13 protein-coding genes and 1 pseudogene are annotated in these 15045 nt (G+C 54.9%); 2 read left to right on the forward strand and 12 right to left on the reverse strand.

Annotation, left to right across the window (positions count from 1 at the left end; all coding sequences use genetic code 11):
• Positions 1-184 precede the first annotated feature (184 nt).
• Positions 185-835, forward strand: a complete 651-nt coding sequence (locus tag AAAX72_RS00005) for a hypothetical protein (protein WP_349128429.1) — start codon at positions 185-187, stop codon at positions 833-835.
• Positions 835-1608 carry an IS21-like element helper ATPase IstB gene (gene istB, locus AAAX72_RS00010; RefSeq protein WP_117821545.1) on the forward strand — a complete coding sequence of 258 codons (774 nt, stop codon included), beginning with the start codon at positions 835-837 and terminating at the stop codon, positions 1606-1608. The genes AAAX72_RS00005 and istB overlap by 1 nt, the downstream gene beginning before the upstream one ends.
• 100 nt (positions 1609-1708) lie before the next feature.
• Here the strand turns inward: istB and AAAX72_RS00015 are convergent.
• The 12 genes and pseudogenes from AAAX72_RS00015 to thrS all read right to left on the reverse strand — a co-directional run.
• A pseudogene (locus AAAX72_RS00015) lies at positions 1709-2179 on the reverse strand (GDP-mannose 4,6-dehydratase); the annotation flags it as partial.
• 12 nt (positions 2180-2191) lie between these two features.
• Positions 2192-3091 (reverse strand): glucose-1-phosphate thymidylyltransferase RfbA, encoded by a 900-nt coding sequence (gene rfbA / locus AAAX72_RS00020; RefSeq protein WP_349128431.1) that lies wholly within the window; start codon positions 3089-3091, stop codon positions 2192-2194.
• 31 nt (positions 3092-3122) lie between these two features.
• Positions 3123-4532: a hypothetical protein gene (locus tag AAAX72_RS00025; RefSeq protein WP_161159893.1), complete on the reverse strand. Its 1410-nt coding sequence runs from the start codon at positions 4530-4532 to the stop codon at positions 3123-3125.
• A 33-nt stretch (positions 4533-4565) separates the two neighbouring features.
• On the reverse strand, positions 4566-5798 hold the full coding sequence (locus AAAX72_RS00030; RefSeq protein ID WP_195363922.1) for an O-antigen ligase family protein: 1233 nt from the start codon (positions 5796-5798) through the stop codon (positions 4566-4568).
• A 9-nt stretch (positions 5799-5807) separates the two neighbouring features.
• The gene (locus AAAX72_RS00035; protein WP_349128434.1) at positions 5808-6752 is read right to left on the reverse strand and encodes a glycosyltransferase; all 945 of its coding nucleotides are present in this window, start codon (positions 6750-6752) and stop codon (positions 5808-5810) included.
• A gap of 17 nt (positions 6753-6769) precedes the next feature.
• Positions 6770-7987 carry a glycosyltransferase gene (locus tag AAAX72_RS00040; RefSeq protein WP_195363920.1) on the reverse strand — a complete coding sequence of 406 codons (1218 nt, stop codon included), beginning with the start codon at positions 7985-7987 and terminating at the stop codon, positions 6770-6772.
• A complete protein-coding gene (locus AAAX72_RS00045) occupies positions 7980-9185 on the reverse strand; it encodes a Coenzyme F420 hydrogenase/dehydrogenase, beta subunit C-terminal domain (protein ID WP_349128436.1) in 1206 nt (401 codons plus the stop codon). The genes AAAX72_RS00040 and AAAX72_RS00045 overlap by 8 nt, the downstream gene beginning before the upstream one ends.
• A gap of 12 nt (positions 9186-9197) precedes the next feature.
• Positions 9198-10316 (reverse strand): polysaccharide pyruvyl transferase family protein, encoded by a 1119-nt coding sequence (locus AAAX72_RS00050; protein WP_349128438.1) that lies wholly within the window; start codon positions 10314-10316, stop codon positions 9198-9200.
• Entirely contained in the window at positions 10316-11425 is a 1110-nt protein-coding gene (locus AAAX72_RS00055; protein ID WP_195363918.1) for a glycosyltransferase family 1 protein, read from the reverse strand. The genes AAAX72_RS00050 and AAAX72_RS00055 overlap by 1 nt, the downstream gene beginning before the upstream one ends.
• Positions 11426-12139, reverse strand: coding sequence for a sugar transferase (locus AAAX72_RS00060; protein WP_349128439.1), 714 nt, complete (start codon positions 12137-12139; stop codon positions 11426-11428).
• A 120-nt stretch (positions 12140-12259) separates the two neighbouring features.
• Positions 12260-12850, reverse strand: a complete 591-nt coding sequence (locus tag AAAX72_RS00065; protein ID WP_349128440.1) for a hypothetical protein — start codon at positions 12848-12850, stop codon at positions 12260-12262.
• Positions 12851-13174: 324 nt separating this feature from the next.
• Entirely contained in the window at positions 13175-14938 is a 1764-nt protein-coding gene (thrS, locus tag AAAX72_RS00070; RefSeq protein WP_349128441.1) for a threonine--tRNA ligase, read from the reverse strand.
• Between the last annotated feature and the right edge of the window lie 107 nt (positions 14939-15045).

Genomic DNA, 15045 nt, shown 5'->3' on the forward strand with positions numbered 1-15045 from the left:
GGGAAGGAGGAGGGCGCCTAGGCGCCGAAAGCGGCACATCCGCGTTGGCGAATCCGGCGTATCCGCGTTGGCGCGATTGGCGAAAATGCGTTGGTGGAAATGGTGAAAATTATATTGACGCTAACACCTGCTCGCCACCTTCACCCGCCTCGGCGGCGTCCCGGAGGAGTGCATCACGGACAACATGTCGTGCCTGGTGACCGTCTCTGGCCGCAGGAGGACCAGGCAGGAGAGGGCGTGGCGGTTCGCGCGGGAGGCCGGCTTCGAGCTCAGGCTCTGCGCGCCGCGCTCGCCGCAGACCAAGGGCAAGGACGAGTCGGCCAACCGCTTCCTGAACCGCCTGCTCGCCTACGGCGGCGAGTTCACCGGGTGGGGCGGCCTCGCCGAGGCGGTGGCCCGGGTCGAGGCCCAGGCAAACTCGGAGCCGAACCGCACCACCGGCCTGCCGCCCGACGCGCTGTTCATGCGGGAGAAGGAGAGCCTGCGGCCCATCGGGAACCTCCGTCTCCTCGAGTCGATGGTGGGCGACGTGAGCGTCCAGACCGTCCCGCCGACCATGCTCGTCAGGGCCGCCGGCAGGGAGTGGTCCGTGCCCAGGCGCTGCATCGGCCGGCGCGTGAGCGTCGTGGCGATGCCCGGCGGCCAGGTCGTGGTGAGGATGGCCGGCGAGGAGGTCGCCGTCCACGACGCCGCGTCCGGGCCGTCGAGGCCCATCAACTACGACCCCGACCACTATGGGCAGGCCCTCGAGGGGAAGCGGGGCCTGGCCGACGCTGACATCGCCGAGGCCGCGCGCGCCAACCTCGCGCTGCTCGACTCGCTCGGAGGGGCGTGATGGGCGCCGTCGCGGAGGGCAGCCCCTCGATCAGGGCGCAGGCGAACCTCTCCGCGCTCGGGCTGCACGAGATGGCGGCGTCCCTGCCCGACTACGTGAGGATGGTCGCCGCGGGCGAGCGGGGCTTCGCCTCCGCCCTCGAGGAGATGACGCGCGTCGAGGTCGCCGCGCGGGAGGTCAGGATCACCAACCAGCGCATACGGTCGTCGGGGTTCCCCTACGTCAAGGGGCTGGCGGACTTCGACTGGGACTTCCAGCCGTCGGTCCCGCGCGCCGAGATCGAGGAGCTCGCGACCCTGAGGTTCGTCGAGCGGGCCGAGAACGTCCTGCTCGTGGGGAGCCCCGGCGTGGGCAAGACGCACCTCGCCGTCGCGCTGGGCATCGAGGCCGTCAGGGCAGGGCGCGAGGTCAGGTTCGTGGACTGCGCCCGGCTCGTCGAGGACCTGGAGGACGCCTCGTCGCGCGGCATCCTCAAGAAGAGGCTCAAGTACTACGCCCACTCGAGGCTGCTGATCATCGACGAGCTCGGCTACCTCGACGTCGGCAGCGCGGGCGCGGACCTGCTGTTCCAGCTGATATCGACGCGCTACGAGCAGCGCTCGACGATCATCACCACCAACGTGGGGATCAGCGGCTGGGGCAGGGTGTTCGGGGACGACGTGGCGGCGAGCGCGATCGCGGACAGGGTGTGCCACCACTGCCACCTGGTCAAGATAACCGGCAGGTCCTACAGGCTGAAGGACCTGCCGAGGGACGGCCCCGTCAAGCCGTGACCGGAATCGGTGAAAAAGCGTTAGCGCAACCGGTGAAACCGCCTTTGCGCGAACGGTGCGCCTGTTTAGCGAAACTGGTGAAAAATAGATTGACGCTAACACTCGAGTACGGGCTGCTCGGGTGGTACGGCGTCTCCTCGGTGAACTTCGCCGGGTCGTCGAGCGCCAGGTCGCCGTAGACCTCGTCGGTGGAGACATGGTGGTAGCGGACGCCGTATTTGCGGACGGCCTCCAGCAGGCGGAAGGTGCCCTCCACGTTGGTGCGTAGGAACGGCTCGGGGTCGGCGATGGAGTTGTCGTTGTGGCTCTCGGCGGCGTAGTGCACGATCGCGTCGTGGCCCGGGACGATCCTGTCGAGCAGCCCCGCGTCGCAGATGTCGCCCACGACGAGCTCCACGCGGCCCGCGGGCAGCCCCGCGATGTTCTCGGGGTTGCCGGCGTAGGTCAGCTTGTCCAGGACGGTGACGTGGACGTCCGGGTGGTTGTTCACGACGTAGTGCACGAAGTTGCTGCCGATGAAGCCGCAGCCGCCCGTGACGATGATGTTCTTGGGTTCGAAAATCTCAGACATGAGGGGTATCTCCTAGTACTCGCGCGGGCTGTTGACGATCTCGCCGGCGGCGACCTTCTTCAGGTGCCGGCCGTAGACCGACTTGCCGTAGGCCTTGGCGGCCTCCTCCAGCTCGGCGGTCGTGATCCAGCCGTTCTCCCAGGCGATCTCCTCGGGGACCGAGACCGGCAGGTCCTGGGAGTGCTCCACGGCGCGGACGAACTCCGCGGCCTCGTGCAGGCTCTCCATGGTGCCGGTGTCCAGCCACGCGTAGCCGCGGCCGAGGGTGACCACGGACAGCGTCCCCTCCTCCAGGTACATCTGGTTGAGCGTGGTGATCTCCAGCTCGCCGCGGGCCGAGGGCCTCACCTCATGCGCCTTGGCGGCCACGTCGCCCGGGTAGAAGTACAGGCCGGTGACGGCGTAGGAGCTCTTGGGGCGCTCGGGCTTCTCCTCGATGGAGACGGCCCTGCCCTCGCCGTCGAACTCCACGACGCCGAAGCGCTCGGGGTCGTCCACGTGGTAGCCGAAGACCGTGGCGCGGCCCGACTGCGCGTTCTCGACGGCCTTCTTCAGGTGGCGGCTGAGGCCGTTGCCGTAGAAGATGTTGTCGCCGAGCACCAGCGCGCAAGGCTCGCCGGCGATGAACTCCTCGCCGATGGTGAATGCCTGCGCCAGGCCGTCGGGGCTCGGCTGCTCGGCGTAGGACAGGTTGACGCCGTAGCGCGAGCCGTCCCCGAGCAGGCGCTCGAAGTTGGGCAGGTCGGTAGGCGTGGAGATGACCAGGATGTCCCGGATGCCCGCCAGCATGAGGGTGGACAGCGGGTAGTAGATCATGGGCTTGTCGTAGACCGGCAGCAGCTGCTTGGAGGTCACGAGCGTGAGCGGGTACAGGCGGGTGCCGGACCCGCCGGCGAGGATGATGCCTTTCATATCCTAATCCAATCTAATTGAATGACATTTACTAATGCTTAAGCCTGCTCAAACGCGAGGCGACGTTTTTCAATTCAGAATGATTAAGTAAAAGATAGCCAATATAAACTATCGAATACAGGAGTGCCGCCACTCCACCGGGCATGAGCTCGGTAAATAAGACGAAGGCAACTGTAAGCAAAATCTCCTGGAACGGCCTGGACGAACCCGCAGCACTTAACCTTTCATTTAAATATAGTTCGGACCACAGCGACCTTCCGATAATGCAGATTACAGCGCCACACAGGACAGCATCGAGTGAATCGAGAGCGAGAACACCGAATACCGAAAAGACGGTGCTGCAAATAACGGCAACGATATTCAACTTCAGGAGCAGCTGTTCTTTACGAAGAACCTTGAAATAGGTAGTACAACAAAGGCTCATCTTTGTATTAAAGACGCATATCGGGAGTAAGAGCGCAAAATATCTAAAGCTTTCGGAATATTGAGGAAGCCATGCCCCCAAAAACCAAACCATAGGGAAATAGAGTAAGTAGATCGCAGGGAAGATAAGCTCGATAGAATTTCTTATGCCAATGTAAAAACGAACCCTCTCATCATCAGAGCCTGTCCTAAGGGCAGGAAATAAGACCATGCTCGCCTGCGAGACGAAAGTGATGAAGAAATTCACCAGAGAAAGGGAGAACGAAATTTTTGCAAAGGCGACAATACCCCAAAAATGATCGATAAGAAACCTGGATACGCCGAGGATCAGTGTGTCGGCGATATTCGCAATCATCAGCTTTACGCCAACGACGATGCTGCGGGTACCATCCTTAAGTGCATTGCCAAAAGACATCGATTTAACGCGCAGGATATCTTTGCCCATCCAGGAACAATATATGAGCGCGATAATCTTCGAGACGAGATACGCATAGACATAGGGGTGGTAATCCGAAACCTTAAATCCAATTAGAACAAGGAGAGGGACCAGGAACACCAGCCTGTCTAGCATTGTGGAGAACGAAAAGAGCTTAGTTTCATTCATGGCCTGAAAGACAAAGCCCAAATAACTTGTCAGGTTATAGACGACGGTGTAAAGCGCAAATGACGCGACAACAAAAAATCGATTTGCATCATCGACAAGAGGCAGAGAAGCCAAAGTGATGCCGAGGCAAATCACTGCTTGAAAACAAGCACCGAAGATATATTGAGATTTGATCGAGCTCTTATCGATTTCCTCACGAGAGAGACCGCCGTTGATCAGGTAGACACCATCGTTCAGGCCAAGGTGGAAAAAGCCAGAATAGGTCGTATAGAACATGAACAGCTGCCAATAACCATAATCGGCAACACCGACGATTTTCGGCACGAGCAGCGACATGACGACACTGACCGATAGAGAAATAAACTGTGCAGCAAACGCAATCATAGTGTTGCGTGCAATAGACGAATAATTCATTTGACCTCGTTTGATTAAACTATCAACCTTGATTTATTCAGAAATCAAAATAGGCCCTGACTCATACAAATTTGAATGCCGAGCACTCGCTCTGCCCAGGGCGAGTCCACAGGTAGCGAACAAGATCACCGTTGGCACCCACCAACCAAGCTCGCAGTAAAACATGAACTCCGCACAGCATATACAGGAAACGGAAAAAAGCACTTGATCAAGTTCACAATCTGACTTGAACGAACTGATGCCAGCGGAAATCAGCAAGGATGCAAAACTACAAATTCCAAGAAAACCATATTCATACAGCATTGCAAGGAAACCGTTGTCTACCGTTGAAAAACCACTGATTTCAACTGTGGTGTCCAACATGGTTATGCGACTACTGCCATAACCATTTCCAGTAAGCCAAAACAGCGGTCTGCTTAGGAAGCTATGAATAATGTAGGAAATCGCTCCAGAGCGCTGGCTATATGACACATCAGTTTCAAGTTCACCAAATCGTGAACCAACAAAGTTAAACAGACCAGACTTGTAAAGCATGAAAACGAGCAGCAATACAGCTGGGGTTAAAAGGGCAATTAAATTCCATTTAGAATACTCAGGATTCTTTAGGCGAAAAACCAGGTACACCAATGCTGAAGCCGTGAGAATGATCCAAGCGCTACGGCTCTTTGTCAGAAGCAGAGCGACCAAAAGAACCACAGAGTATAAGAGACGTTTCATTTTGCTTGTCTCCAATTTAAAGTTGATTACCACCGCAATAACTATCATTTGACCAAATACGATTGCATGTCCGAAAAAACTACGCAGTCGATACAGAGATGGATTATCAATCGTTATAGTTTGCAGAAAAGAAAAAGAACCATTTGTAACTAATCGTTGACCTAAAACAATTTCAAGGACAAAGCTAAATAGGCAGGCGAACACGGTTATATTGCGAAGCATGAGCAATGCAGCCCCAACCCAGCCATCGTTCTTTTCTTTACCGTAAATAAAACCAAGAAGAATACAGAAGAAGTACGAGCAGACCGTAAGGAGGGATTCATCCATGCTTCGGGACGCAAACGCAATGGCAGAAAAGAAAATTATCGCGCCCGACACGGCAACAGGAATGGCGTTATCTAAAAGAACTTTATAAAGACGCCCAGAAAGAACTTCTTTGAAAACGAGCAATCCTAGAACTATAAAAAATAACCCTTTAACAGGAGAAATAACGCTTAGGATTGCGGCGAAAATCAAAATAGTGAATTCGTTAGTTAAGAGCTCAAGCATTCTAAACGCCTACTTACTGTCACCGGAACTGATTAAGGCCTTTAAATCACCAAGCAGGGAACAATTTGACAGTTCATACTCACGATATTTTAAAATGATGCCTAGATCGCTAATTTTTAGACCGCCTTCAAGCAAGTGCATACGGGCATCCAAAATAGAACGGTAATGTTCTATATGTGTAGAAGAACCACGATAATCACCAGGATTGCTACTGCAGTATTCTTCTAAAGCATTAGAAAACCTCAGACACATCTCTATCTCACCAATACGAGATCTCTTATCAAGGTAACGCATCTCGGTTGCATTAGAGTCATGTCTACGGAATCGAATCAAGGGCCGATTCAAGAGCCTGAGGGTTCCCTTCAACAAAGAGAATCGCCACAGCATTCCGTCATGCGCAAAATCATCCTGCCAATATGGCAAGATTTCTCTAATAAAGTTCGATTTAACAGCATATGAGCATCCAGGTCGACGTACTGCCATAAACTTTTCGTCAAAAGACGGAGCATCCAAATCATCAACAGATTTGGCATTATCAACTGCACCATATACTCTTACTTTTTTACCGCCATCTTCATAAAACGGCTCGACGGCACAGCATAGGACGTCAATCGAAGGATCCTTCTGGAGAATCGAGGACATCACAGCGATTTTATCCGAATCCCAGATATCGTCCTGATCACACGGAAATACGATACAGTCGTTTTTAGACGCAAGGTCGAGAAGTGCCTTGAAACTTTTGCGCCAGCCGAAATTCGAACAGTTTCTGCTGAGGGTCCAATTACTGAGACTGTATTTCTCGATGTATCTGCAAATAAGATCGAACGAGCCATCCGTCGAGCAATCATCCGCGATTAGTACTCGGTCCGGAGACACTGTCTGGAGTCTTAAGCTATCTAGCTGCTCAGTAAGATATCGCGTGCCGTTGTAAACTGACATCACAACCGTAACCATTAAAAACCTTCATCCAATTAAAGCTCAACCATTAGTTGATCGTAAATACCAATAAGACGTTCTACATACGCGGTCTTTTCGAGGCAGCTGAAGTCCGCCTTCTCAACTGCCTCCCTGTAACGCGAGTAAACATCAGAATCGAGCATATTGACCATTGCGTCAGATAGCGACTCCACACTACCTGCGCTGAAGATCTCGCCGAGACCTTTTGACATAACAAAGGAGGCCGCATCGCCGACATCCGAAACAATACACGGCAGGCCGGCGGCAATCATTGCTTCATAAGCGACGAGCCCGAACGTCTCTCGACAAACAGAAGGCATGACGATAGCGCGAGATTGCCTCATGACGGAAAGAACTTCATCATGAGGCAAGGAACCCATGAATCTGATATCTGGATAGCTATCCGACAACCTCTTCAATTCGGTACCGTCGCCAATGACGATCGCATTCACGCCCGCCCGACAGACCGCTTCGCAAAACAAGTCACAGCCTTTCTCTGGACTTAAACGGCCGACAAATAGGTATGCCGAAGAATCTCCTTCGGAATCATCTTGAGACTTAGCCGCATCAACATAGTTTAAGCAGTCATACCGTTCAGAATTCCACGCTAGATGAGGTTCGATCAACCGACGGCTGGAGTCGGAGACAAAGGCGACCGCCGGGCGAAGCGAGCCTAAAACATGGTTCTGCACGGAAAAACGAACGGACCGGTACAATTTTTGGGCATACGAGCGCTTGTCACAGTTGTGCAGCAGGCACTTCGGAGAACCGGGGGCGATTCCGCAGTTACAATGATTCACATAGTCGTAGAGCCCGCCGTTAGAGCAAACAAGGAAGTACTCATGGGCGGTAATGAGACATTTGAAGCCCCGTCGCCCTATTGCCCTGAATATAGAGGGAGAAAGGGAGTGCGTCCAAGAATGCACATGAACGACCGCCGTTTCTGGGTCAAGCTGCTTGAGCAAATCATCCAGCGCCGTTTCCGATCGTCGGTTCCAGATGCCCTGGACAGCACCAGAGACGCCACCGTTCAAAACATCGCCCTGCCCGCAATTAACGCATATGACTCCCGATTCGACCAAAGCCGGATCGGGATCTCCCAGCGCTGAGAAGAAATAGCTGTTAAGCCCCATCTTTGCCAATGCCGAAGCTGTCTCAATTGCGATTTTTGAAGCTCCGCCCCCGATATGGGGACGGTCGCAAATCGTAATCGCTGTGGTAAGGCTACTCATGTGCGTTCCCAGGTTTAATGGATCGGACCAAACGTTTTACGCTCAACCGCATCGAAGGCGGAAGCATTTTTTTCACACGGTCGAAAAGGGTCACTTTGGGAACCAAGACGGAATCAAAGATCCCCGACCCCAGTGCCTCGTACTGAGCGATGACCGCATCGCGCCTCTCTTCAAGGCCTGAGCGCTTATTAGGGTCTTCATGCAGGAGCACGTCATTCGCTGCAACGTCGTTGTTAGAATAGGCAGCGCAATCGCCTATCTCATCAATCAGCTTGGCACCGCGCTCGGTCTTCACGATAACGGCTGAGATGCCCTTCTCAGGATGTGCGCAGTCTTTGGCGGAATCAGAACGCCAGGAATCACCGAGAATAAGGTCAGCGGGGCTTTCGCACCCTCTGAAGGGACAACTATAGCAAGACGATCTGCTGATCATGCCTTTGATATAGGACCCATAAAACGGGTCGAATGCGGCGGGCCTCTTTATAATCCTGCCGTCGGACAACTCAATCTTTATGTTATGGCCCCAACCGAATTTCGATTTATCTCTAAAAGTCAGTGCGGTGACATCGGACTTCTCACGAAGCTCGAGCCAGTCAACATAGGAACGGAACATGGAAGAGCTTGGTACACCGTGGCAAACAACGCTGACGGTTGTCAGCCCATCCATCGGTTTATCCAAATAGAGACGCAGTGCCGAAACCTGGCAAGGAGTACCGCTAAACAGTACATGCTTGCCGGATTTGAGATCGCTGAGCACTTCGGGATACGATTCGCTAGCATCGCTCTGGACATATTTGGACTTTTGCAGGAGCGCGATATCGGCAAGCTCGGATATACCGATATGCCTGACGTGATCGACGCCATCCCAGGCGGCGCCGTAAACGCGCCCGCCGTCCGAAAGTATCCGTTTCGCAAGAAGGGAGAAGACACCGCCGGACGAACTTTGCGCGAGCTCGCCCGGGTCATCGCTCTGCAAGACAGCGGCGCGAATGGTCTCCGAGTCCGCGTCGACTTGGTTTTCCGCCGGACAGGTACGCAGGCAAAGACCGCAGGAGGTGCATCTCGCTGCGTCCACCACGGGGTATTCGAAACCATCGGGCGAGGTACGCATAGTAATAGCGGAAAAAGGGCATTTGGCCGCGCAAGCTCCGCAACCAAAGCAGGCCCGGTGAGAAACTGTGTCGATGTTCTTGCTCAAGCTAACTTCCCCCTATTGCTCAAGAGCATCCAAGAGCCATTTTTTCGAAAACGTGATGAGCGACTCCACGTTGGACAGTCGCTTCTCATAGCCCTCGATTTCCGTAGCGTTCATGTGGCTGTCATAGCCATCTAGCAGACGATCCTCGGTATTCGAGAGCCTCGAGAGGCTCTCAACTCGAGAGTTTTGAGAGCGTTTGTCGGTCTCCTCAAATCTCTTGAAGCAGTAATAGTCTTTGCGGAAAATTTGAGAAAACAGCGTACCGTGCAGCGAATCGGTTAACACGAACCGCGCGCTCGCCAGATACGCGAGCCATTCATCGGGACCAAGCCCGTAACGCGGATTGAGCTGCTCGTCGACAGCATTTTTACCTGAACCGACAAGCGTCACGACCTCGCAGCCGAGCTCTTTTGAAATCGAATCGACAGCTTTCCTGTAAAACGGCCTATTCCCAAGGAAATAGCAGACGATTTTTCCGGGCTCAGGACATTTACCGTTGATGAGCGGGGCCCAGTCCTCTTTCGACAGGAGCAGGACAGGGTCCACAACTTGTGAAGGGCGAACGAGACCGAGGGATTCGACGAAATCCGCACCTGCATCTTCACGAACAGACACGGAGCTGAACGTTTTAATCAGATCGGTAATGATCTTTTTCTTCCTCTGTGTGGTACTAGTGACACCGAAGCTGGGCGCATACGCGATTCGCTTATCACTGTCGCCCAAAAAGGAGAGATAGAAATTCCTGTTCAAAAGATAAGGCGACCAAATCTGATCCGATCCACAGACATACGCATCGTATTTACCCCGCAAACCGACCAGCCCGTCTGTATCGGTAATCCTGTCAGTGGTCTCGATATTCTGACTCAAAAAGCGACTGAAAACGTCAGCCGTCGAGGAGCCGAAGTCGTCGTGCTCCTTCTTACGATTGAGCAGCTCGTGTGCCTTACCGGCAAACAAATCAAAGGAGTTCCGGTTGATAGCCCAGTTCAAAAGCTTTTCTTTGACGCTGGGAAGATAGTCAGCGTCAACAACGTCATGCCCTTCGAACTTCAAAAAGCGCTGCAGGGCATAAGCCTGAAGCAGCGTGCCGAAATTTTGATTATGCAGCCACGTTAAAATACAAATTTTCATTAATTCACCGTCTTTGATAGCTTCAGGTAGTACTTTTCAAGCTTGGGCGCTGCTTTAAAGATGTCATAAGATTCAAACGCCCGAGATGTATGAGGGTCGGAGCGATCAACAACATCCCTGTGAGCGGCAAGAATCGCGTCGGACCAGCCCTTGACGCCCGTGCTCAACGGAACAAAGCTGCACCGACTAGATAACGCAACCTCGTTGGGGACCCTCTCAGAGCAGATGCACGGGAGGCCGGAAGCCTGAGCCTCAATCGCGACCATTCCGAGACCCTCGTACAGACTGGGGAGTACGAATAAATCAAGCGCCTGATAGATGTCCTGTACATCAGACATTTGGCCGAGAAAATGCACCGCCGAGGCAATGCCCAGTGAGCACGCTTTTTCCTCCGCCTGCGGTCGCAGCTTTCCATCGCCACAAATAACAAGAATGGAGTCGGGATTCTGAGCATGCACCGCCTTGAAAACATCAAGCAAAAACAACTGATTCTTCTGGGAGATGAACCTACCGATATTTCCCAATACCAGCGTATCGTCCTTCGCTCCAAGCTCAGTACGTCGCTCATCCCTAATCGATCTATTGAAAGAAAAGACGTTCAGATCGATAGCATTATTAAAAACAGTAAAACGGGATGAGCCGAATAGCCATTTTCCAGCATGCTCGGTGCAGGCGGCCAAATTAGTCGGATACCTTGTTGAGAAAAGCTTCAAAAAGCCTTTGACAACGTTTTTAGCAAACTCGCCCTTACCGCTCGTAGAGTGGCTGTGGGCTATACGCACAGGTACGCCCGCCTTCTTTGCAGCACGAAGCGGAAAGACAGAAAGCGCGTTGATGTGACTGTGCACAATATTCCAGCCCTCTTGTTTATAGAGGCGCTGAAGCTCTCGCTGGTATTTGACAACATGTTGGTAGGGCGGAATCTCGAAAACCCTGCCGCCGAGCGATTCAATCTCGTCACGGGGAACAAGCGTCGAATCGGAATCGACAAGAAAGTCAAACTGTACTTTGCTGTGATCAATATGGCGGTAGTAATTCATGACGACAGCCTCAACACCGCCGCCAACCATCTTGCCAACAACCTGAGCCACCCTAACCGGTTCAGTCATTTAGCAAGCACCTCCACCGGTAAAGACCTCAACGACCGTGAGGAGAACAATCTTCAAGTCCGTGATGAGGCCGCGCTTGGCGATGTACTCCAAATCACGGCGGACCATCCCGTCGAAGTCGGTGTCGTTGCGATCGGTCACCTGCCACCAGCCGGTGATGCCAGGCTTCACTGCCAGGCGCTGCAGGTCGTACTCGGTGTACTCCGCCACCTCGTTCGGTAGCGGCGGCCTTGGCCCCACGACGGACATCTGGCCCAGGAACACATTCAGGAACTGCGGGAACTCATCGATGGAGTGCTTGCGGATGAACCTGCCGATCCTGGTGACGCGCGGGTCCTCCTTCATCTTGAACATGGCGCCGGCGATCTCGTTCTGTTCCTTGAGCTCCACCAGGCGCTCGTCGGCGTCCTTGTACATGCTTCGGAACTTCCACATGCGGAAAGTGGACAGGCTGCCGTCGGGGCGGGTCTGACCAACGCGGATCTGACTGTAGAAGGGGTTGCCCTCGCTCTCCAGACGAATAGCTGCGGCGAGCACAAGGCTGGGTACGGCGATGACGGCCAGCACGCAACCGCTGAACACGATGTCGAAGGCGCGCTTCACGGCCCTATAGGCCAGGCGCGAGCGATCCCAGTCCATGATGGATTGCATGGCCCTGTAGCGACCGGCGCCCACACGCCGGTCCATTGCCTGAGCAATCAGCGTCGCCCCCACGGGCGCATTACTCTCTGTTACTTCTTTAGCAGCCACAGTCAAACTTCCGCCCCCGTTCCCCGAGGATCCCTCAATCGATGAATTCAAAAAAACCAACGAACAGCTGGTGCAACGTCTCCCTTACGTTTTGCTGGGAACGTCCAGCGCAAGCAGCTCCCTAAAAGTGGAGTCACCCTCGCCCACGTCTACCAGGCACCAGCGTTTATGACGGTCGATCTTTTTAACGCGGGCCTCTTGCCCCACCAAAGGACCCTGCTCTATGTGCAACACGCCGTCTTCTATGCGCGCAACGCTGTTGCGCACCACGTCTTCGTCGTCCAGCACGCTGCGGTACCAGTCCTGTGCATCGTCCGGCATGGGCATGTACGCCCGCTCCCTACTGCCGGCGATGCGACAGCCAAAGCTCAACTGGGCCAAAGCCCTATCGAGCGAAGCGGCATCGTCCGTGGCGACGAAGAAATATTCCTTGTACATGGGTTTGGTTTGGAGCGACCATGCGCCGTCCCGCTTAAACCAGAACTCCTTTTGCATTACAAAAGCGTCCTGCATCAGCTCGTGCGGGATAATGCGGCGGACATTTTCGCAGGTCTCGCGCTCTTTTCCATTGGGGGTGTGGACCAGATACCAGTGAACACGGCCGTGCTGGCTGTTGGTGGTGGCGCCATTAAATGCGCCCGGCAGCTGCTCTTGGCGCCGTGCCGTCTGTTCCATGTTCTCGCCCCCTCTTTTGGCTTTGCGATACACGCAAATGCAGGGGCGTTTAGAACAGGCTTCTCGCTCACAGCTAGGCACATTCGCAAAAGTACAGGTTTTTGTATCTTTCGATAGACGACATTATACGAGCAATTAATCAGCGTTTGCCCAGATTACGCAAAATGTACTGCTAGTAGGTATATCTCCATAGCCCCTATAAAAACCTGTACCTTTTTGTGCAACAAAAAAAGCCGCTCAACCAGCGGCTTTTCTTAATTCGGCATGAAAAAGGCGACCGCCCTATGTGGACGGTCGCCTTTGTAAATTGTTGTGAAGCTTTCCTTAGGCGCGAGTCTTAATCTCCTCGGTCACCTTGGCAACAAACTCGTCAACGCTCATCTGAACGGTCTCATTGGAGCGATCGCGGACGGAGATGTTGCCGGCCTCGACCTCCTTCTCGCCAAGGATAAGCATGTAGGGCACGCGGTCGATGCTGCGGGCCTCGCGGATCTTGTAGCCGATCTTCTCGTCGCGGTCGTCGCAGACCACGCGGATGCCGGCCTCCTCCAGCTTGGCGCACACCTCGTGGGCGTAGTCGCGGCTCTTCTCAGAGACGGGAAGCGCCTTGACCTGCACGGGGGCCAGCCAGGTGGGGAACTTGCCCGCAAAGTGCTCAATCAGAATACCGATGAAGCGCTCGATGGAGCCAAAGCACACGCGGTGCAGCATGATGGGGCGCTTCTTGGTGCCGTCGGCGTCCACGTACTCCAGGTCAAAGTTGAGCGGCATCTGGAAGTCGAGCTGGACGGTGCCGCACTGCCAGGTACGACCGAGCGAGTCCTCCAGGTGGAAGTCGATCTTGGGGCCGTAGAAGGCACCGTCGCCCTCGTTGACCTCGTAGTCCATGCCCAGCTTCTCCAGAGCGGTGCGCAGGCCCTCCTCGGCGCGAGCCCAGTCCTCGTCCGAACCCATGGAGTCCTCGGGGCGGGTGGAAAGCTCAACGTGGTACTTAAAGCCAAACTTCTGGTACACGGAGTCGATGAGGTTGACCACACCCACGATCTCGTCGGTCAGCTGGTCGGGACGCACAAACAGGTGGGCGTCGTCCTGGTTAAAGCAGCGCACGCGGAACAGGCCGTGCAGGGCGCCGCGCAGCTCGTGGCGGTGCACCAGGCCAATCTCGCCAGCGCGAATGGGCAGCTCGCGATAGGAGTGCGGCTTGGAGGCGTACACCAGCACGCCACCCGGGCAGTTCATGGGCTTAATGCAGTACTCTTCGTCGTCGATGACGGTGGAGTACATGTTGTCCTTGTAGTGGTCCCAGTGGCCCGAGGTCTTCCACAGCTGCTTGTTCATGATGAGCGGCGTGGAGATCTCCACGTAGCCGGCCTTGTGGTGAATCTCGCGCCAGTAGTCCAGCAGCGTGTTCTTAAGGATCATGCCGTTGGGCAGGAAGAACGGGAAGCCAGGGGCCTCGTCGCGCATCATGAAGAGGTCCATCTCACGGCCGATCTTGCGGTGGTCGCGCTTCTTGGCCTCCTCCAGCATGTGCATGTGCTCGTCGAGCTCTTCCTTGGTGGCAAAGGCGACACCGTTGATGCGGGTGAGCATCTTGTTGTCCTTGTCGCCCTTCCAGTAGGCGCCCGAGACGCCGGTGAGCTTAAAGGCCTTAAGGGCCTTGGTGTAGCAGATGTGGGGGCCGACGCACATGTCGATGTAGTCGCCCTGCTGGTAGAAGGTGATGCGGGCGTCGTCGTCCAGGTCGCCGATGTGTTCGACCTTGTACTTCTCGCCGCGCTCCTCCATAAGTGCGATGGCCTCGGCGCGGGGCTTCTCGTGCACGGTGAACTTGAGGTTCTCCTTGACGATCTTCTTCATCTCGGCCTCGATCGCGGGGAAGTCGTCCTCGCTGATCTTAACGCCCTCGGGCAGGTCGACGTCGTAGTAAAAGCCGTTGTCGGTCGCGGGGCCGTAGGCGAAGTCGGCCTCGGGGTACAGGCGCTTGATGGCCTGCGCCATGATGTGCGCGGCAGAGTGGCGGATGACGTGCGTGACCTCGTCCTGGGGGAGCTCGGCCACCGAACCGTCATTGTAGAGTGCCTTCATGGGTATGTTTTCTCCTCTCGGATGCCTGATGCAAGTGCGTGCGATGCGCTCGGCGTTTTTGACTTGCATCATTATAGGCAGGTTGCCTTGGTATACAAGCGCCCGCC

The organism is Collinsella sp. CLA-ER-H8 (assembly GCF_040092335.1).
Lineage (GTDB): Bacteria > Actinomycetota > Coriobacteriia > Coriobacteriales > Coriobacteriaceae > Collinsella.

What these genes read in the sequence shown, in the direction of transcription:
- AAAX72_RS00005 (WP_349128429.1), top strand. Translation starts at nt 185, where the DNA reads ATGTCGTGCCTGGTGACCGTCTCTGGCCGCAGGAGGACCAGGCAGGAG.
- istB (WP_117821545.1), top strand. Translation starts at nt 835, where the DNA reads ATGGGCGCCGTCGCGGAGGGCAGCCCCTCGATCAGGGCGCAGGCGAAC.
- rfbA (WP_349128431.1), bottom strand. Translation starts at nt 3,091, where the DNA reads ATGAAAGGCATCATCCTCGCCGGCGGGTCCGGCACCCGCCTGTACCCG.
- AAAX72_RS00025 (WP_161159893.1), bottom strand. Translation starts at nt 4,532, where the DNA reads ATGAATTATTCGTCTATTGCACGCAACACTATGATTGCGTTTGCTGCA.
- AAAX72_RS00030 (WP_195363922.1), bottom strand. Translation starts at nt 5,798, where the DNA reads ATGCTTGAGCTCTTAACTAACGAATTCACTATTTTGATTTTCGCCGCA.
- AAAX72_RS00035 (WP_349128434.1), bottom strand. Translation starts at nt 6,752, where the DNA reads ATGGTTACGGTTGTGATGTCAGTTTACAACGGCACGCGATATCTTACT.
- AAAX72_RS00040 (WP_195363920.1), bottom strand. Translation starts at nt 7,987, where the DNA reads ATGAGTAGCCTTACCACAGCGATTACGATTTGCGACCGTCCCCATATC.
- AAAX72_RS00050 (WP_349128438.1), bottom strand. Translation starts at nt 10,316, where the DNA reads ATGAAAATTTGTATTTTAACGTGGCTGCATAATCAAAATTTCGGCACG.
- AAAX72_RS00055 (WP_195363918.1), bottom strand. Translation starts at nt 11,425, where the DNA reads ATGACTGAACCGGTTAGGGTGGCTCAGGTTGTTGGCAAGATGGTTGGC.
- AAAX72_RS00065 (WP_349128440.1), bottom strand. Translation starts at nt 12,850, where the DNA reads ATGGAACAGACGGCACGGCGCCAAGAGCAGCTGCCGGGCGCATTTAAT.
- thrS (WP_349128441.1), bottom strand. Translation starts at nt 14,938, where the DNA reads ATGAAGGCACTCTACAATGACGGTTCGGTGGCCGAGCTCCCCCAGGAC.